General features: G+C 41.3%; 21 protein-coding genes. 5 read left to right on the top strand and 16 right to left on the bottom strand.

Translation table 11 applies throughout. The features are described 5' to 3' along the window. Positions 1–29: 29 nt before the first annotated feature. From deoC to IGI54_RS02070, 4 genes are all read right to left on the bottom strand, one after another. Positions 30–707, bottom strand: a complete 678-nt coding sequence (gene deoC / locus IGI54_RS02085; protein WP_430621041.1) for a deoxyribose-phosphate aldolase — start codon at positions 705–707, stop codon at positions 30–32. 103 nt (positions 708–810) lie between these two features. After that, complete coding sequence (locus tag IGI54_RS02080; RefSeq protein WP_071861512.1) at positions 811–1107, bottom strand: rhodanese-like domain-containing protein; 297 nt, start codon at positions 1105–1107, stop codon at positions 811–813. Next, a complete protein-coding gene (locus tag IGI54_RS02075; protein WP_430621040.1) occupies positions 1100–2749 on the bottom strand; it encodes an FAD-dependent oxidoreductase in 1650 nt (549 codons plus the stop codon). The genes IGI54_RS02080 and IGI54_RS02075 overlap by 8 nt, the downstream gene beginning before the upstream one ends. Position 2750: 1 nt before the next feature. Beyond that, a complete protein-coding gene (locus tag IGI54_RS02070; protein WP_071861514.1) occupies positions 2751–3062 on the bottom strand; it encodes a rhodanese-like domain-containing protein in 312 nt (103 codons plus the stop codon). Between the two features lie 169 nt (positions 3063–3231). Between IGI54_RS02070 and IGI54_RS02065 the strand changes: the two genes are divergently transcribed. From IGI54_RS02065 to IGI54_RS02055, 3 genes are all read left to right on the top strand, one after another. Beyond that, entirely contained in the window at positions 3232–3492 is a 261-nt protein-coding gene (locus IGI54_RS02065; RefSeq protein WP_071861515.1) for a metal-sensitive transcriptional regulator, read from the top strand. Between the two features lie 9 nt (positions 3493–3501). Further along, positions 3502–3816, top strand: a complete 315-nt coding sequence (locus tag IGI54_RS02060) for a DsrE family protein (RefSeq protein WP_216430870.1) — start codon at positions 3502–3504, stop codon at positions 3814–3816. Between the two features lie 150 nt (positions 3817–3966). Then, positions 3967–4305 (top strand): hypothetical protein, encoded by a 339-nt coding sequence (locus tag IGI54_RS02055; protein WP_430621039.1) that lies wholly within the window; start codon positions 3967–3969, stop codon positions 4303–4305. A 46-nt stretch (positions 4306–4351) separates the two neighbouring features. Here the strand turns inward: IGI54_RS02055 and IGI54_RS02050 are convergent, their stop codons facing one another. From IGI54_RS02050 to IGI54_RS02000, 11 genes are all read right to left on the bottom strand, one after another. Then, the gene (locus IGI54_RS02050; RefSeq protein WP_430621038.1) at positions 4352–4666 is read right to left on the bottom strand and encodes a PTS lactose/cellobiose transporter subunit IIA; all 315 of its coding nucleotides are present in this window, start codon (positions 4664–4666) and stop codon (positions 4352–4354) included. 11 nt (positions 4667–4677) lie between these two features. After that, entirely contained in the window at positions 4678–4998 is a 321-nt protein-coding gene (locus tag IGI54_RS02045) for a PTS sugar transporter subunit IIB (protein ID WP_430621037.1), read from the bottom strand. Further along, positions 4991–6448: a 6-phospho-beta-glucosidase gene (locus IGI54_RS02040; protein WP_430621036.1), complete on the bottom strand. Its 1458-nt coding sequence runs from the start codon at positions 6446–6448 to the stop codon at positions 4991–4993. Before IGI54_RS02040 ends, IGI54_RS02045 begins: the two co-directional genes overlap by 8 nt. Positions 6449–6469: 21 nt before the next feature. Further along, on the bottom strand, positions 6470–7825 hold the full coding sequence (locus IGI54_RS02035) for a PTS sugar transporter subunit IIC (RefSeq protein ID WP_071861521.1): 1356 nt from the start codon (positions 7823–7825) through the stop codon (positions 6470–6472). A gap of 192 nt (positions 7826–8017) precedes the next feature. Further along, positions 8018–8779, bottom strand: a complete 762-nt coding sequence (locus IGI54_RS02030) for a MurR/RpiR family transcriptional regulator (protein WP_071861522.1) — start codon at positions 8777–8779, stop codon at positions 8018–8020. 391 nt (positions 8780–9170) lie between these two features. After that, the gene (locus IGI54_RS02025) at positions 9171–10292 is read right to left on the bottom strand and encodes a hypothetical protein (protein WP_430621035.1); all 1122 of its coding nucleotides are present in this window, start codon (positions 10290–10292) and stop codon (positions 9171–9173) included. Between the two features lie 20 nt (positions 10293–10312). Next, positions 10313–10579 carry an rRNA processing protein gene (locus IGI54_RS02020; protein ID WP_071861524.1) on the bottom strand — a complete coding sequence of 89 codons (267 nt, stop codon included), beginning with the start codon at positions 10577–10579 and terminating at the stop codon, positions 10313–10315. Between the two features lie 101 nt (positions 10580–10680). Further along, on the bottom strand, positions 10681–11829 hold the full coding sequence (locus tag IGI54_RS02015; RefSeq protein WP_430621034.1) for a cation:proton antiporter: 1149 nt from the start codon (positions 11827–11829) through the stop codon (positions 10681–10683). Between the two features lie 12 nt (positions 11830–11841). Beyond that, complete coding sequence (locus IGI54_RS02010; protein ID WP_430621033.1) at positions 11842–13491, bottom strand: hypothetical protein; 1650 nt, start codon at positions 13489–13491, stop codon at positions 11842–11844. A 78-nt stretch (positions 13492–13569) separates the two neighbouring features. After that, entirely contained in the window at positions 13570–14775 is a 1206-nt protein-coding gene (locus IGI54_RS02005) for an MFS transporter (RefSeq protein ID WP_430621032.1), read from the bottom strand. 139 nt (positions 14776–14914) lie between these two features. Next, the gene (locus IGI54_RS02000; RefSeq protein WP_430621031.1) at positions 14915–15394 is read right to left on the bottom strand and encodes a rhodanese-like domain-containing protein; all 480 of its coding nucleotides are present in this window, start codon (positions 15392–15394) and stop codon (positions 14915–14917) included. A 490-nt stretch (positions 15395–15884) separates the two neighbouring features. Between IGI54_RS02000 and IGI54_RS01995 the strand changes: the two genes are divergently transcribed. Both IGI54_RS01995 and IGI54_RS01990 read left to right on the top strand, forming a co-directional pair. Then, positions 15885–16871 (top strand): ornithine cyclodeaminase family protein, encoded by a 987-nt coding sequence (locus IGI54_RS01995; protein ID WP_430621030.1) that lies wholly within the window; start codon positions 15885–15887, stop codon positions 16869–16871. Positions 16872–16896: 25 nt separating this feature from the next. Then, entirely contained in the window at positions 16897–17109 is a 213-nt protein-coding gene (locus IGI54_RS01990) for a tautomerase family protein (RefSeq protein WP_071861530.1), read from the top strand. A gap of 169 nt (positions 17110–17278) precedes the next feature. Here IGI54_RS01990 and IGI54_RS01985 read toward each other — a convergent pair whose 3' ends face one another. After that, positions 17279–17818 carry a prolyl-tRNA synthetase associated domain-containing protein gene (locus IGI54_RS01985; protein WP_430621029.1) on the bottom strand — a complete coding sequence of 180 codons (540 nt, stop codon included), beginning with the start codon at positions 17816–17818 and terminating at the stop codon, positions 17279–17281. Between the last annotated feature and the right edge of the window lie 36 nt (positions 17819–17854).

Raw genomic sequence — 17854 nt, 5'->3', positions numbered from 1 at the left:
GCTTGAAGGTTCAAGCAGACGTTTTTTTACTAGACGAAACGTTCTTTGTACTCTTCAATAATCTTGATCCCCGAGCTGGTGCCAAGACGCTGGGCTCCGGCTTCGATCATTGCTAGTGCCGTCGTCAGATCACGAATGCCTCCGGCCGCTTTGACTTTCACTTCTTCACCGACAACTTTTTTCATTAGTGCCACATCTGCTAGTGTCGCCCCACCAGTTCCAAAGCCGGTCGAGGTTTTGACAAAATCTGGTTTGACTGCTCGAGCAATCTCGCAAACAGTGACTTTTTCTTCATCCGTTAAATAGCAATTTTCTAAAATCACCTTACTGAGGATGCCGCCTTCGCGCGAAGCTTTGACAATCGCGGACATTTCTTCTTTTATATACTCACTATCGCCGGCTTTTAATTTGCCAATATTAATCACGTAGTCAATTTCATCCGCACCATTTTTAATTGCGTCTTGGACCTCAAAAACTTTCGTTGCAATCGTTGTTTGTCCTAGTGGAAATCCAATCGCCGCTCCTACATGAACTGGGCTGTCTTGTAAAAATTCTCGGCACTGCTTTACGGGAAACGAATTGATCGCTACCATTTTAAAGCCATAGTCATCCGCCTCTTGGCACAACTGGCGAAATTCATTTTCAGTCGCATCTGCTCGTAATAATGTATGATCGATTTGATTCGCTAACGCTTTTAATTCAATCATTCTGACTACTCCCTTCAGGATTTACTGATACTCCTATAGTACCATGGACTCCTACCTTTTTTACTAAAAAAAGGTACTCGAGCTATGCGAGTACCTTTAAAAATTAATCTAATTCACCTGGCCAAGCAGAAGTTCCACCTTCGACATTGGTTACATCGTAGCCTTGGGCAGCTAGAAAAGCACAAGCCCTAGCTGAACGAGCCCCTGATTGGCAAATAACATAGTATTCTTTTGTCTGATCAAGCCGCTGGCTGTGTTCACCTAACTGACTTAACGGGAAATTTTCCGCTGTCGGGACATGACCGGAGGAAAATTCTTCCGGCTCTCGAACATCGAGAATCCTTAGTTGTTCTTTTTGACTTAATGGATAAAAAGCGGACATTGCAATTGTCTTAGTCATAAATTAGCTCCTCTGGTCGAACGGTTTTATATAAAGCAAAGGCACCGTCTAAATTTTTTACGTTGAATCCGTTTTGTTTCAGCATACGTTCGGCGACATAGCTACGAAGGCCGCTGTGACAGCTCACAATATATTCCTTTGCTGGATCCAATTCATTCATCCGTTCCCGAAGTTGATTCAAAGGAAGATTGATGGCATTAGGAAAGCGTCCCTTCGCTAACTCATCAGGGTTCCGGACATCAATTAATTGTCGCCCTTTTTCCTGTTCTGCTTTTAGTTGGTACCATTGAATCGATTCGCTGATACCTTCTGCTAGATTGATTGCCCCGTAGCCTAACAAATTAACCGGGTCTTTAGCGGATCCAAAAGGTGGGGCATAAGTAAATTCTAATTCTGGCAGATCAAAGATCGTCAAGCCACCTTTGATTGCTGTAGCTAAAATATCGATTCGTTTGTCGATCCCATTGGCACCGACACCTTGCGCGCCGTAAATGGTTCCTGTTGTAGGGTCGAAAACTAATTTTAAGGTAACTTCACTGGCCCCGGGATAATAGCCGGCATGGTCTTTGCCTAAGACATGAATGACTTGGACATCCAGTCCCGCTTGTTTGGCCACTCGTTCATTGAGTCCAGTTGAAGCAGCAGCCAAATCAAATACTCGGACAATCGCGGTACCGATGCTGCCACGATTTTTCCGTTTTAATCCTGCAATCACATCTGCTACTTGACGACCTTGTCGATTGGCGGGGGAAGCTAGCGAGATCAATGCATCTTTACAAGTAATTTGCTGTTTGACGACGATTGCGTCTCCCACGGCAAAAATATCGGAAACACTCGTCTGATAGTTTTCATCGACTAAAATTCCCCCGCCTAAGCCAACCTCGATCCCCGCTTCAACAGCCAGAGTATTTTCTGGCCGAACACCGACAGAAAGAATCGTTAGGTCAGAAGAAATTTCTTCCCCATTGGTTAAAATAATTTTTTTAACCGCTTCGATCAATTCCTGAGCAGACTCTCCGGTGATTACTCGGATGCCTTTCGCCTTCAATTCATTTTCCACAAAGGCCGCCATCTCTTCATCTAGTGGTGGTAACACTTGAGGGGCTTTTTCAATGATCGTGACGTCTAACCCGCGAGTTTTCAAATTTTCTGCCATTTCAAGCCCAATGAAACCAGCACCAATGACTGTCGCTTGTTTAGGCTCCTTCTCCAATGCCTCCATGATTTTGTCCAAATCAGGAACATTTCTTAAGCTATAAACGTTGTCAGCTGCTAGTAAACCTGCCATTTCAGGAATCAAAGGCTTGGCACCCGGTGACAAGATCAATTTATCGTAGCTTTCTTCAACAGTCCCTTGCTGATTTTTGATCGTAACTGATTTAGTCGCTGGGGAAATTTTTGTAACCTCATGAATCGGGCGGACATCTAAATTAAAACGAGCTTGCAGCGAGGCCGGTGTTTGAACAAGCAACGCATCCCGCTGGGGTATTTCACCAGAAACATAATAAGGTAAGCCGCAATTAGCAAAGGAAACGAACGGGCCTTTCTCCAACACAATAATCTCTGCGTCCTCCATTAACCGCCGCAATCGTGTCGCTGCCGACATCCCGCCTGCGACTCCACCTACAATGATAATTTTCATTCTATTTACCTCCTCTTGTCGAACCTTGCCAACGATTCATTCCACCTTGAATATTGATTGCTTCGTAGCCCATTTGTTTTAAACGCTTGGCTGCTTGTTTGCTACGCATCCCCGATTGACAGATCACATAAACTTCCTTTTTCTTTCCTTGATAGCTATCAATTTTATTTAATGGATGATTGATTGCTTGGGTAATATGCCCACCCCGGTATTCACTAGGGGTACGAACATCTAGCAAAACAATTGATTGGTTCAGTCTTTCAGCTAGTTTCTGTGTTGAAATAGTCGGGATCTTTTGAAATAAATGAAACATACTTGCTTTTTCCTCACATTCTTTTTAATATACCTACAAGGGTATTTTTATCATAAAAAAATTAATTGTGTCAACGATTCTGTTTAGTCCACTTTCCCTCAAATCATAAAATTTGACGAGGGATACCCTAAGTAGGTATATTCTTATAGAAATAAAGGAGCGTCTGCCAATGAAATTAGAAAAAAATAAAATGCTTAATCGCTTAAAACGAACCGAAGGCCAGATTCGTGGTGTACAAAAAATGATTGATGAAGAACAGGAATGTATCGATGTAATTACTCAATTAAGTGCCGTACGTTCCAGCATTGATCGGGTGATGGGGATGATCGTCGCTGAAAATTTAAAAAACTGTTTTGAACATCCAGAGAACGATCCCACTGAACAAGCGGAAAAATTGGAACAAGCTATCAATATGATTATTAAGAAATAAGGTGAGAATATGAATGTCGTCTTCCATATCGACGAATTAGCAAAATGGTCAGAGACCGCCAGCAATGTCAAAAATTTATTAAAGGAACCCGTAGAGGTCAAAATTGTTGTCTTAGTTAACGGTGGTGCAATTAAAGGCTACTTGGCGCCAGAAAATCAATCATTTATTTCAACTGCTGGAATTACATTCCACGCCTGCAACAACGCCATGCGAGCAAATAAAATCGAGGCTGCGCAACTGCCACAAAACGTTGAAGTCGTCCCCGCTGGTGTGCTGGATTTGATTGAGCTTCAAGCTAAAGGATACGCGTATATCAAACCGTAAATTAAAGCATCAGAAATGCCGAAGGGCTGAAAGAAGACTCCCCAAAAAAAGGAAAGCCTGCTAAAAAAATCCTTTGCTTTTTACCTAGCAACGGTATACTATTATCTTCAAATCGATAGAACAATTCGTTTTATAAAACGTTGAAGGAAGATGAATCCTTTGGTCACGCAAACTATTTATTTTGTTATTCCAGCTATGGTCCTCTCCAGTTCTCCATTTGTTCAAAAGCCCTATCGACAGCCATTACTACAGCTAGAACGTAAACTCGGTAGTAGTTTTTCAATCAAGCTGATTTCATTACGAGGGCTTATCGACAACGTTAATCCAGAGGGGCTTTATCTCGTCCCCGAAAATGGTCTTGCCGCGTTAGCCGCTCTTGAGATTGATCTTCCAAGAAAAATCAACGTTCCTTCAAATATTTTTGCCGTTGACGTACAAGTAGATATCGTCAAAAAAATATTTGTCGCAATCAGTCAAAAACAAATATAAAAAAATCCCGCTCCATGAATTAACGAGATTCATGGAACGGGATTTCTTATGCACTGATTTTTTTGTAAACATCGATGATTTCTTTGGCTAAATCGGTAAAGGCGATGGACGTCATTAAATGATCTTGACTGTGTACCGTCAACAAGTTTAAGCTTATGTGTTCGCCCTGCGCTTCTTTAGTCAGCAGTCCTGTTTGTGAATGGTGCGCTTCAACTAATGATTCTTCCGCCAACTTGATTTTTTCATCGGCCAAAGTAAATTCACCATTTTTGGCTTCTTGGATTGCTTCCATCGCGTTACTTTTGGCATTACCGCCATGAATGATCAGACCCATCACAGCTTCCAAGTTTTCTTCTTGCATCCGTTCACTTCCTATCCTTTGATCATACTGACGGCTTGATCAAGTACCTTCTCACCGTTCATCATACCGTAGTCGGTCATATTGATCACATCAACAGGAATGTCTAGCGGCGCTAATTTTTCTTCGAATTGTTTTTGCATGAACCGAACTTGTGGTCCTAACAAAACAGTATGAATTTCTTTTTCTTGGATCTTATTTGTTGCGTCAGCCGCCGCTGTGGCAAAAATATCCACATCTAGCCCTTTAGCCAACGCTGCTTTTTGCATCTTAGTAACGAGCATACTGGTACTCATTCCCGCGTTACAAACCAACATAATCGTTTTTTTACTCATTTTTTGCCACTCCTTGTTCTTCCAATACTTCGCCATTGGTGTCGATCACATTTTGGAACCAATAGAAGGAATCTTTTTTGCTGCGATTCAAGGTTCCGCTGCCATCATTGTCTTTGTCCACATAGATAAAGCCATAACGTTTTTTCATTTCACCGGTGCCGGCAGAAACTAGATCGATAAAGCCCCAAGGTGTATAGCCCATTAAGTCGATTCCGTCATAGATTACCGCTTCTTGCATCGCTTCGATGTGTTCACGTAAATACTCGATTCGATACTCATCATGGATGCCCCCATCTTCGGTGATTTCATCCACTGCGCCAAAACCATTTTCTACGATAAACAAGGGTAATTCATAGCGATCGTTGAACCAATTCATCGCATAGCGTAAACCGGTAGGATCAATTTGCCAGCCCCATTCAGACGCTTTGACATATGGGTTTTTCACTAAGTCGTGAGCTTCATCATAATCATAAGCGGGACCTTTATCATGATCTTTAATGGCAAAGGACATGTAATAACTAAAGCCGATATAATCGACGGTACCTTTGGTTAATTGGCTTTCATCTTCAGCCGTAATATCTAACTCAAATTCTTTCCGTTCAAAATAACGTTTCATGTAGCTTGGGTAGCGGCCTTTACAATGAACATCGGTGAACCAATAACGGCGCTGCATTGCCACTGTTGCCGCCATCATATCAGACGGACTGCAAGAGTAAGGATAGATTGGAACCATCGCGATCATACAGCCGATCTCAAAATCAGGGTTGATTTTGTGACCAAGCTCAATTGCTTTGGCACTTGCCACCAATTCATAGTGAGCGGCTTGATACATAATCTTTTCCCGATCTTCTCCTGCTTCAAACTTCAAACCAGAATTCGTAAAAGGAGCGAAGTCTTCTTGGAAATTTGCTTGATTGTTGATTTCATTGAAGGTCATCCAATATTTGACTTTGTCCTTGTAGCGGTTAAAACAAACTTCTGCAAAACGAGCGAAGAAATCGATCATTTTGCGATTGCGCCAACCGCCGTATTCTGTCACTAAATGATAAGGCATCTCGAAATGAGATAACGTAATCACCGGTTCAATGCCATATTTTAGACATTCATCAAATAAATCATCGTAAAATTGTAAGCCGGATTCATTAGGCTCCGGCTCATCCCCTTTAGGAAAAATTCTTGTCCAAGCGATCGAAGTCCGAAAACATTTCAATCCTAATTCTGCAAAAAGCTTCACGTCTTCTTTATAACGTCCGTAAAAGTCAATCGCTTCATGGTTGGGATAGTTTTCTCCCGCTAAGACACCTTCTGTGATGCGACGAGGAACACCATTGGCTCCTACTGTCATCACATCTGCCACACTGATCCCTTTGCCGCCGTCTTGCCAGCCGCCTTCTAATTGGTGGGCGGCAACCGCGCCGCCCCATAAAAAGTTTTCTTTAAAAATACTCATGCTCCTACCTCTTATCTTTGATTAAACCGTTGCATTACCTTCGGCTGTTTTATTTTCGTTTGCTAAATCTTTTTCGATTTGTTCTACACTTTCTCCTTGTTCTTGCAAGTAGTTCAATGAATCTACTTTACGAACAAATGGTAGATAGATGAAGAATCCTAGTGTTAGAACAAATGCTTGTAATACAGCTGTTCTCCAGCCGCCAACTAAGAATCCTGAAATAATTGGTGGTGTGGTCCACGGAACTTGAACCGCTGTAAATAATGGTACTAAGCCGGTGTATAGTGAGAAGTACGTTACTACACCAGAAACCATTGGAGTCAAAATAAATGGTACTGCCATGATTGGATTCATCACAACCGGTGTAGCAAATAAAATTGGTTCATTGATATTGAAGAAGGCTGGTAGTAAAGCCAAACGTCCTAATTGTTTGAACTGAGCAGATTTCGCGAACATAACCATGAACATCACGATCCCAATCGTCATCCCTGCACCAGTCACTGTCATAAATTGATCTAAAAATTGTTGTGTTACGATGTGTCCGCCGTTAGCAACCGTTAATTCTTTGCCTGAATTTAAAATCGTTGTATTTTGTAAAGAGTTGGCTTGTAGAATCGGACCCATGATCCCGCCGACTAGGGTTGAACCGTGTACTCCGAAGAACCACAAGAATGGAACCAAGAAGCCTAACATCATGGCACCACCAAAGGTATCAGTTACCCCTTGCATTGGTGTTTGGATCACTTTATAGATAGCTTCGACCACTGTCGTGTTAAATACTTTATCAAAGATGATATAAACCACTAATGAGAAAGTGGTGATCACTGCCGCTGGAATCAAAGCAGTAAATGAATTGGCTACGTTTGCCGGAACTTGTTCTGGCAATTTAATGCGGATGTCGCGTTTCAAGAACCAAGAGTAAGCCCAACCAACGAACAAACCAACTAAGATCGCGCTGATCATTCCTTGACCGCCTGTCCAGGTTTTATCGATAACGTTAGAAACCATCGCTTTCGTTTCTGCGTTGGTGGCAGTTGAATGTTGTGTCAAAAGGAAGACAACTAAAGAAATCATCCCTGCTGGCAAGCCTTCAAAGCCTTCTTCTTTAACATATGAATTTGCGATACCCATAACAGCAAAAATTGACATAATAGCAAATGATGCGCCGTACGCTTCGTTAAAATAAACATCTAAACCACTGTTGGCTACCCATTCTGACACGGCTGGAACCGGAAAATTCGCTAACAATAAGAAAACTGAACCAACGATCGTAAAGGGCATCGTGTATAGCATCCCATTACGTAACGCCGTAATTGCTTTGGTATTTACAAATTTTAAAATAGGGGGTAATAATTTCTCGTTAATCCACTGATTCATAAAAGATTCTCCTTTAAAAAAATTATTTTGCTGCGATGGCCATTCCACATTGTATCCGTTTACAAGTTCATCATAAGGGATAGCCGCGCTCATTGAAATACTTTTGGAACAGTGAGAAACATGTTCCAAACAAAAAAACAATTTTTTATTTCTTAGTATAAAAAGCCATAAAAAAAGCAATACCAAGACCGTTTATTCAGTCTTAGCATTGTTTTCTTGTTGATAGGCTTGATGAGCAAGAATCTCTAACAGCGCGATCACCGGAACTTGAGTCGTTAAATTAATTGCCGCATCGGTGGGATCGGGACCAGAAACTTCTGGCATATAATAGGAGATATTGAAATCCGCCATTTGCGCGATCGTAGAGTGCTGATCATTGGTGATACTCAATATTTTTGCCCCATAACGCTTAAAGTCCTCGATTTGTTTAATGATTTCCGTTGTTTCACCGGAAACAGACAAGGTGATCACCAAAGTTGTATCTAACCCTCTCGTTGGAACCGGGATAAACGGATCCGTGATTGCGTAGGCGTTAAATTTCAAATTAGAAAAGTAGCGGCTGCCGTAGGTTCCTAGCGTTCCGCTTGTTCCAATCCCGGTAAAAACCAAATGCTTACTGGTTAAAATTAAATCCACCGCTGGATCAAGGACCGCATGATAGCTTTCGTTATTGACTTTTTTTAGAAAGGCATCGACATGGACATTCGCATCATAAAACGCTTCAAATGATTGGCGCTTTTGCGAAAGCTCCTCCTTTAACGCGTATTTAAATTCGGAGTAGCCTGAGTAGCCCAGCTTATTCAAGCCTCGTAAAATCGTCGAAGTGGACACGTGACAATTATCGGAGAGCTCGCGAATCGTCATGCTGTAGACTTCTTCCATATGCTCCAAAATATAGCGGTAAACCATCAGCTCCAATTCATTTAATTCTTTGACCTTTTGCGAATCAAACATTCGTTTTCAACTCCTAAAAATGATCCTCTTTATTCTTGTTATTATCTCATAAAAATAAAAAATTACACAGCGTATTCAAGCCTCAATTAGCCTTACTTGAGAAAGGCTTTCGCGAACTCGTTCAGCTTTTTGCCAGTTTTTCTGCTCGCTTGATTGAGATTAGAAAAATGGTATGCGTAATAACAATCAGAATCATTTTTCGTATTTTTGGAAAAATGATTTCCTAATTAGGAGTCAGCTGAGTAATAAGACCTAACGATGTCGAAATCGTTTGGCTTATTGCCGATAAAGCTAGTTCGTGAAGCCGGACATGGCTAGACCTGCTGTCAAGCGATTTATTCATGTGAAAAATTTATACTTCCTTTATAGTTAAAAAAAGAGCTGCGGTCAATCATTGACCCAGCTCTGCTGCTTTTCTATTTTTTAGATGACGTCTTTCTTGTTTGCGTTTAATGGCTTGGCGAATCCCGACACGATAAACCTTTGGAATAGCAAAAAAGAAATTTTTAGTGAATTGATACGTTTCATATTTATTAATAATAAATGGGATGATTGTTTGTCCCTCATATTTTTTTACATGATAGGTAATGAAATTACGGATAGCTTTCTCCCGGGCAATACCTGCTTTTCCTTTTAGCGATAAGCAAAATGACAGGATCTCATCAAAATAGCGGTTCTTTGCTGCTTCATAATTTTCATTCACGAATTGATCCAATTTAATAAAGTCTGTTAATCTGCGTGCAAAAAAGATCCGCGTTTGATATAGCGGCGTCACGATATCTTGATCAAAATCAGTTAAATATTTTTCAAAGGCCTGCTTATCCGCTAAGAATGACGACTCCTTTTTATCGAAGAATTCTCGATCGACTTGATTGATCTCGCCTAAGACTGCCAAATAATCCGCAATAAATAGAGGCATCTCTACTTGACGAAAGGCTAAGACACGATCCGCCAGCTTTTGATTCAAAGCAATTGGTCGCCGGAGTGTGTTGTTGCGATAATAAGCAAAGACATAGCGTTGCCATAGATCTTCTGGAAAGGCGATCGGTTTTGCGGTCAGCCATAAAAGTTCATCTAAGGCTAGATCAACATGAGCCACGCCTTTTTTGATATCCTCCGCGATGCTCTGGGGAATTCCTAGATGATCTTTAAAGTGCTGAATCCCTAAATGAACCTCTTGACCGGTTTGCTTCGACTCGATCACAAATTGATACTTCAGAGGCCGGCCACAATCACATTTTAGCTGACTACGTTTGCCTCGTTCATAGTCATCGTCAATGTTCAGGCGAACAAACTCCCAGTCAGAGGTAAATAAATATTGATTTTGCAAAAACAACGAACGCACCTGATATTTTTTTTGTTGATTAACCAGTTCTTGCTGTGGTTTCGTTAATTGCTGAAATAAGCTTTTTCTTTCATTGTTGTCATAGGTCACATGGCATTCCAATGGGTAATCACTTAACCCATAATTGTTTGGATACCACTGAGTGTAGACTTCTAAATAATTATCCATTGCTTGTCTATTTTCAAAGATTATTTCTTAGAGTCAAATTTTTCTTCGACGTCTTCGATCAGTTCTTTTACTTCTTCTTTCAATGATTTATGGGGAAGCTCTTCATCTACGGCATTTGAGCCAGAGCGAGCAACTTCCTTTGGTTCACTGGAATTACTGCCGGCCATTGCTTCTGATTTATGTTCTGTTTCGTTAGAATTAGTCCCCGCCAACGCTACATCGTCATCTGTTTTTGGTGCCATTGAGCCTCTTAATCGGCGTTTTTTTTCATTATCATAATTCGTCATCTTACTTCACTCCTTGTCCTTTAAAAATAGTTTACCTGATCCCTCGAAAGAAAGCCAAAGTTAGCCATTTGTCGAAGCTTTCTCTTAAAAATTTCCTTGAATCATCCATGAACCCGCTGCGTAAAATATTTTAATAAAAATGGCGAAGCTAAAGTCGTGAATAGAATAATCAAAATAAAAGCGGAATAATAATCTTGACGGACTAGCTCCGCCTGATAACCTAGCTGTAAAATAATCAGCGCCATTTCACCGCGAGAAACCATACCAGAACCCACCATCAAGCTGCTACTTTTTGAAAATCCAGAAAACCGACTGCCGATAAACCCACCTAACAGCTTAGAAGCGATCGCCAAAATAGTCAAAGCTAAAATGAAAAATCCTTGTGGAACCAACCGTGTGAAGGAGACTTCCAACCCGATATTCACAAAAAAGACGGGAATGAAGACCGCATAACCAATCGCCTCGACATTCAACTGAACTTCTTGTCGGACTTTCGTTTGACCGATGGCAACCCCTGCAAAAAAAGCACCGACGACCGAGCTCAAGCTAACCAAATCAGCGAGATAAGACATTCCTAAACAAATAATCAGCGAAACAATGATCACCGAAGACTCCGCCAATAATTTATTGCTTAATTGCATCAAATACGGCGCACCCCAGCGAACCAAAAAGAAAATGACACAGAAGTATAAGACTTGTTCCACTAGAATCAACGGTAATTTAGCAGAAGCCGTCGGTTCACCTGTCAGCATTGACATACTCAAGCTGACGATCAAAATAACTAATAGATCATCCGCTACTGAAGCCCCTAGAATCGTCGAGCCTTCTTTCGTATTGATCGCTCGCAACTCCTTCAATACTTCCACCGAGATACTCACCGACGTCGCCGCTAAGATTAGCCCTAAGAAAAAAGATTCATCCAGCGCGACCCCAAAGCCATAGCCGCTTATTGTACCTAGTGCCACTGGAAAAATAATTCCTAAGACGGCCACATAGAGACTCGGACGAAGGTATTTTCTTAACAGCTTCAAATTACTTTCGATGCCGGCTAAGAACATCAAAATAATCACGCCGATCTCCGAAAAATCCGAAACTAAAATATCCGGATGCACAAACCTCAGCCCCGCATTCCCTAACAGAATCCCGACTAACAGCTGTCCAATCACGGATGGAATGCCCATCCGCCTTGAAAAATGTCCAGCGATCGTTGTTGTAAATAAAATCAACGTTAAAATGCCAATAAATTCCATGACAATCCCCTTTCATTTTTTGAAAAATTGATACCCGATCCAAAAAAGCAACAGCAGCCAACCGATTCCGCAGCCAAACAAGAGCCAGGTCACATAAACAGGCGGCATGTAACGCAGCTGAATCGTATTTTTGCCCGCTACTTGGTTGATAGTCGGTGTACCGATATCTGATAAAGCCAGCGGCTGGATTTCTTGATTGCCCGAATACAGTCGCGTATTTTGATAAACGATCACAGGTACTTGAGTCGTTCCCGCTTTTTTGGCGGTCCAACTCACTTGCAGCTGCCCATGCTTGATCGTTTTAGAAAAGTCTTTTCCCTCTGCTAAAATCTGCTTCTCATAACTTACGTATTTATTTTCATTGTTCTCGTGATAGATCGGCAAATAATCCGGGCTGGATTTTTCAACCGACCGCAATGCCAAATCCAGATCCGCCGCAAAAAAACTGGCTCGTGCTTGCGCTTCCGGCACCTGGACAAAGGTATGCTTGGCAGCCAAGCTCTGATTGTCCCAGCGTTGTAACTCTTGTATAAGAACCTGAAGATTTTGACCGACACTGATCAAACTAACAATTGCCAAAAGGACCAGTGCGCTTTTTTTCCTTGGCAATTGTTCAAACATCAACGCAGTAAATAAGAAGAACAATACAGTAAAGGGGGCGAAAAAACGAAAAGGAAATTGAACGAGTGAAACAAACGGAACCTGATGAGCGATTAACCAATCCCACGGAACGATACCGGTAGAAAGAAAGAAAAACAATCCGCCAATGATAACTAATTGTTTCGTAAAACGTTCCAGTCTGCGCCAATAAAAAATACACAGCAAAAGACTGGCAACCAGCAGCAGCCATAAAAATTTAGGATACTGCAGCCAATAAGAACCGCCAAGATCGATCGCCTTTTCACTCATCTGCTGATTGGTAAAAGGCATTTTTAACTGGTCGCCGGAGTTAATCAGAAAAAAACTAAGCCAAACATTACTGGATAAGCTGGCATATAGAACTAACGACTTCAAAAAATCTTTCACCGTATTAGACCAGCTTGCTTGCCTAATACCATAATCAATGAAAAAAGGCAGATAAATCAAGCTCACCATCACCGCCGTTAACATATGGATCTGAGTCATGACAGCGATACTCACCGCAACCTTCAAGATTGGAAAGCGCTGATTCTTCATATCGATGATTGGCAACAGACACAGTGGCAGCAAACTGGTTCCCCAACTAGTAAACCCTTGGTTCAAGACCCAATAATTAATCGAATAAGTCGTCATGAATATAATGGAGCTCAAAAGAGCTGTTGATTCACGGACCTTTGCATAGCTCAACAGTTTAAACAGCGAGCAGCCGGCAATCAAATAGACTAAGAAATTCGATAGGACTTGATACTTGAACCAGCTACCAGCAAGCAAGACTAGCACACCTTGCAAGTAAGAAAAAATCGGTCCATAAATCGCGTTCACGATGCGACCAGATTGTTGAAAGCCAAATATTGAAATAAAGTAACTGAAAGTTCCAGTTCTGATTTGTTCCGCCGTTTCATAAAAACGATTGTAATGAAACAACGAGTCCGCGCCTAAAATCAGCTTATGAGTAAAGAGTTGAGGCATCACAAAAAGCCCCGCAATCAACGTTAAAACTAAATAATAATGCCAACGTTTCATAAAGGACCTCCTCTAAATAGACTTTATTCTTACTCTAGCCTATTTTAAAAAGAAGTGAAACTAAAACGCCTAACACAATCAGCTAGTCCGCTGAACTGTCCCCCATACGATTACAGTCCCTATAATCGAGATCACGGTTCCAATCAACAACATGGCTTGAACGGACAGAAAGTTCAGCATTTGACCCCCTACTAGTGAACCAATAATACCGCCAACTGTATTGGCCATTGCCATTAGTGTCTGGCCTTTGACTAAATCCTTTTGGGGAATGATTTGATTGGTATAATAGACCGATGCCATCGTATGCATCGCAAAACCGATCATTTGTAACCCTTGAGCCAAATTAATCATAAAAAGATTTCCTGCAAATAAAATAATCAGCGCTTTGATTGAAAAGAAAAGGGCCGCACCACGCATCAAGGAATGAATCTTAAAACGTTTCAGCAACCAAGAAAAGAAAAACATCGTCGGCAATTCACTCAATGCGGCGATAGACAACGACGTACCAACATTTGCTTCACTGCCGCCTAAAGGCTGCATGATCTGGAACATATAACTATTGACGATCGTATGAAAAACAAATAATAAAGAGGCGCCTGCCAATAAGCCCATAAAACGTTTGTACTTCTTCATAAAAGAAAAAAGATCAATCGGTTCTTCAAGCTGATCTTCAGCCGTCTCTACCACTAACAAAGAGTCTGAATAATTGCCCCCGTGTTTTCGTGTATCTAAAAACAAGGTAATCACCATAAAGAAAAGAAAAATGCCAATCAATAAAAATAAAATTATATTCGCCGAAAAAGCTTCAATCAAAACCCCCGTTACCGCCGCTGCCCCGGCAAAAGCCAATGAGCCTAACCCACGAGCCAAACCAAAGTTCAATCCGTAGCCGCGACTAATAAAAAAAGTTCCAATTGCAATCGTCAATGGCTGCAGCAAAACTAAACAAGCATACAGCAGCACATACACCACCGCGACAATCAAGAATTCTTTCGGCAAAAGGACTAAGACGCCAGAAAATAAAACTAACAGAGCCGCCATCCCTGCGGCTAATTGCGACAGCCGAATACGTGTCATCCGATCAGCAAACGAAGCCAAAAACGGCTGAACGATCGCCGCTAATAAATTTGCCAATGCCAGTACCATTCCAATCTGCCCATTCGTAAAATCCCGTGATAACAAAAACACAGAAGTGAAAGTTCCTAAAACCGAGTAGCCCATCCAATAAGGAACCTGCATCCCGATATATTGTAAATTTAATTTCAGCTGCTTTGAATTTTCCATATTTCCTCCAAACACTCCATTTTCAATTCATTATACTTGATAAAAAATGGGAAAACAGAAGAATTCAAAAAAATAAATTATGCTTGGAACAGACGGAAAAAAATAGGCTTAGAAAGTTTTCCCCTCTAAGCCTAGTCGTTTATTCCGTTACCCAAAGTTTTTTGTCATCTTTATACGGCCATTTTTTCGCGCCGTTTTCAATGATATGCATGCGTGAAGCATCGACCCCTTCGTCACTTAAAATAGAAACTGTACGTTTCGCGCCGCTGCCGCCGCCAGGACAGACAACATAGATTGGGTTATCCCCTTCTTTAAATTGATCCGCATGATCTACAACCACTTTTTCAAGCTTCTCTGTATCCACTGGATAGGCTGGGACACTGATTGAATTCGGTAAATGGCCTTTTTTGAAGTCTGATTCTGGTTGGATATCAATAATTTGATAGCTGTCCTTCGACTCACTCTCAATCACTTTTTTCATATCCTTAGGTGTAATCATCTGCCAATCGATATCAGCTTCAGCACGATCTTCCTTCGCATCCCCTTTTGCACAACCAGTTACTACGACAGCAAAGACTGCCAATAAAATCATTACCATTCCGTTTACTCTTTTTTTCACTTTAAATCCTTCTTCCATATCAAATTTTTTTGCATGGAAAACTTTCATCAAGCCGAAAATTCCCGCTGTTTTGACTAGTTACAACAGATCGTGCAGCTAGTCACAAATAATGTCGTCACGCTAGTGTTGATGAAAGAATTCCTGCCCGTTCTTAGAGACTCTAAGTATCCTTTTTTTCATGATCATAAACGATACGCTGACAATTCTTTCACCTCCACCCGCTTGTATGTAAGGGCTATCTCCAAATAAAGTATATAGAAAAGAGAAAGGCTTTTCAATAACTATTTAATTGGTAAAATAAAAAATGGAAATAATAATAAATAGCGTTAATTAAACACTCAGACAAGATTTCAAATGTGGTAAGATCTATTTTTTATAACAATCATTATAATAATTAAAAAAATCAAAATAACTTTGAAGCATCGAAGGGAATCGCTTATAATCTTAATAGTAAGAAGACGGTTTCACAAGACGAAAAGGAGGTTTTTTAATGCTACTTTTATCCCCTACAGACATCCGCCACGTTTTTTCTATGAAAGATGCGATTGAAGCGGATAAGCTGGCCTTTCGATTATTTAGTGACGGTAAGACCGATGTCCCGCTAAGAACACAGATTGTTTCAGAAAAACAAAATGGGACATTTTTATTCATGCCGGCTTATGCCCCTGATTTGGATGCTGCCGCTTTGAAGATCATCAATATTTTTCCCAACAATATCGACAAGGGCTTGTCCTCCGCACCAGCGCAAGTGTTACTAGTGGATGGAAAAACCGGCTACGTCAACGCTTTGTTAGACGGTGCCACAGTCACCCAATTACGAACGGGCGCAGCTTCCGGTGTCGCCCTGGACATTTTAGGCCGGAAAGACGCGAAAAGAGGTGCATTGATCGGCACCGGCGGACAAGCCGCTGCCCAATTAGAAGCTATGCTTTGCGTTCGAGAGTTAGAAACGGTCTTCGTCTATGACAAAAATTCCGAACGCACTAGAGCCTTCGCCGAAAAAATGGACCAAGAGCTGAAGCGGTATGGGACCAAAATTTTACCAGTGGAAACTTCTGATGAAGCCATTAGTGAAGCAGACTTGATCATTACTGTCACCCCTGCTACTTCCCCGGTTTTTGATGGCAGCAAGGTCAAAGCAGGCGCAACTGTTAGCTGTGTGGGCTCTTATCAACCCCACATGCAGGAGATGGACCCGGTGATTTTAGAGCGGTCGGCGAAAATTTATTTTGATTCCCAAGAAGCCGTGCTCTCTGAAGCCGGTGATATTTTGATTCCACTGGAAGAAGGACGGATCACCAAAAAAGATTTCACTGGTGATATTGGTGACGTGCTAGCCGGAAACATTGTTGGTCGTGAGCAAGCTGATGAAATCATCGTATTTAAAACCGTTGGCATTGGCGCACAAGATTTAGTCACGGCACAAAAAATTTATGAGCGTGCTCGCGAAGCGAAAATTGGGACTGAATGGTCTTAATCATAAAAAAAAGGAGGAAAAAAATATGCCCCATTTATCCGTAAGATTATATCCAGGTCGTTCGAAGGAAGTAAAGCAAGACTTCGCTAACAAGTTGCAGAACCTTGTCGTAAATGAATTAGGTTGTGAACCTAACGTCGTTTCAGTCTCCTTTAAAGAGATTCCCGCTGACAAATGGAACGACGTGATCGATGATGAAATCGCCGGCGAAGATATTTACATCGAGGCTGATTTTTAAAAGAGTCGAGCGTCATTCATTGCTGTAAAAATCAAGAGCTCTCTTCATTAGTAAGTTCTCTAGAATAAGAAGAAAACCTGCTTTGAATTGAAAAAGATTTCCAAATAGACATTCTAAAAGCCACTAAAAAATCAGTTTATCCTTCTGATTTTTTAGCGGCTTTTTCTTTTTAGATAGTTATAATCTTCGGCTGACGCTGAACAAAAGGTAAAAATTTTTCCAACACGTCTGTGGTGCGTAATTTTAAATAGCCGGTCGTCGTTCCGTCGCTGCAACCGTACCATTCATTTTCGACAACCTCTTGATCTAGCACTAATTGCACTTCTTTTGATTCTGCTATTAACGTGCTAAAGATCGTCGCAGCTCCGATCTGAGTTTCCAGCATCCTTTCCATTTGATCCGCTGAAGCAAAAGAAACCCGAGCGACTTGTAAGGCCTGGCTAAAATCCTTCGCTTTAAATTGCTTTGTTCCACTCGTTACGAATAAATAAAAAGCTGTTTTTTGTCGATTACAGAGAAATAAAGTCTTCACCATATCCATCGACAACCGCTCATTGATTTGCTGACAGTCCTCCATCGTGATCACCTCATCCGTAGCGACACGTTGAAAATCAAGCTTCAACTTTGCTAATGCGTGGTAGACCTCTTTTTGCAACGCCGTGCTATAATTCTTGGGACCATCTGTAAAAATCTCACTTACCAAAACCATTACTCTCATTCCTTTACATTGAATAGTTGCTAGCTG

The organism is Enterococcus sp. DIV0800, assembly GCF_050559735.1.
Lineage (GTDB): Bacteria > Bacillota > Bacilli > Lactobacillales > Enterococcaceae > Enterococcus_A > Enterococcus_A devriesei.
The sequence above is the reverse complement of the archived record's forward strand: the minus strand, read 5'-3'. Positions and strand labels throughout refer to the sequence as shown.

Coding starts and splice junctions, on each gene's coding strand:
- IGI54_RS02010 (WP_430621033.1), bottom strand. CDS start 13,491: ATGAAACGTTGGCATTATTATTTAGTTTTAACGTTGATTGCGGGGCTT.
- IGI54_RS02030 (WP_071861522.1), bottom strand. CDS start 8,779: ATGTTTGATTCGCAAAAGGTCAAAGAATTAAATGAATTGGAGCTGATG.
- IGI54_RS02025 (WP_430621035.1), bottom strand. CDS start 10,292: ATGGATAATTATTTAGAAGTCTACACTCAGTGGTATCCAAACAATTAT.
- IGI54_RS01990 (WP_071861530.1), top strand. CDS start 16,897: ATGCCCCATTTATCCGTAAGATTATATCCAGGTCGTTCGAAGGAAGTA.
- IGI54_RS02035 (WP_071861521.1), bottom strand. CDS start 7,825: ATGAATCAGTGGATTAACGAGAAATTATTACCCCCTATTTTAAAATTT.
- IGI54_RS02045 (WP_430621037.1), bottom strand. CDS start 4,998: ATGAGTAAAAAAACGATTATGTTGGTTTGTAACGCGGGAATGAGTACC.
- IGI54_RS02070 (WP_071861514.1), bottom strand. CDS start 3,062: ATGTTTCATTTATTTCAAAAGATCCCGACTATTTCAACACAGAAACTA.
- IGI54_RS02020 (WP_071861524.1), bottom strand. CDS start 10,579: ATGACGAATTATGATAATGAAAAAAAACGCCGATTAAGAGGCTCAATG.
- IGI54_RS02040 (WP_430621036.1), bottom strand. CDS start 6,448: ATGAGTATTTTTAAAGAAAACTTTTTATGGGGCGGCGCGGTTGCCGCC.
- IGI54_RS02080 (WP_071861512.1), bottom strand. CDS start 1,107: ATGACTAAGACAATTGCAATGTCCGCTTTTTATCCATTAAGTCAAAAA.
- IGI54_RS02005 (WP_430621032.1), bottom strand. CDS start 14,775: ATGGAAAATTCAAAGCAGCTGAAATTAAATTTACAATATATCGGGATG.
- IGI54_RS02060 (WP_216430870.1), top strand. CDS start 3,502: ATGAATGTCGTCTTCCATATCGACGAATTAGCAAAATGGTCAGAGACC.
- IGI54_RS02015 (WP_430621034.1), bottom strand. CDS start 11,829: ATGGAATTTATTGGCATTTTAACGTTGATTTTATTTACAACAACGATC.
- IGI54_RS02055 (WP_430621039.1), top strand. CDS start 3,967: ATGAATCCTTTGGTCACGCAAACTATTTATTTTGTTATTCCAGCTATG.
- IGI54_RS02050 (WP_430621038.1), bottom strand. CDS start 4,666: ATGCAAGAAGAAAACTTGGAAGCTGTGATGGGTCTGATCATTCATGGC.
- IGI54_RS02075 (WP_430621040.1), bottom strand. CDS start 2,749: ATGAAAATTATCATTGTAGGTGGAGTCGCAGGCGGGATGTCGGCAGCG.
- IGI54_RS01995 (WP_430621030.1), top strand. CDS start 15,885: ATGCTACTTTTATCCCCTACAGACATCCGCCACGTTTTTTCTATGAAA.
- deoC (WP_430621041.1), bottom strand. CDS start 707: ATGATTGAATTAAAAGCGTTAGCGAATCAAATCGATCATACATTATTA.
- IGI54_RS01985 (WP_430621029.1), bottom strand. CDS start 17,818: ATGGTTTTGGTAAGTGAGATTTTTACAGATGGTCCCAAGAATTATAGC.
- IGI54_RS02065 (WP_071861515.1), top strand. CDS start 3,232: ATGAAATTAGAAAAAAATAAAATGCTTAATCGCTTAAAACGAACCGAA.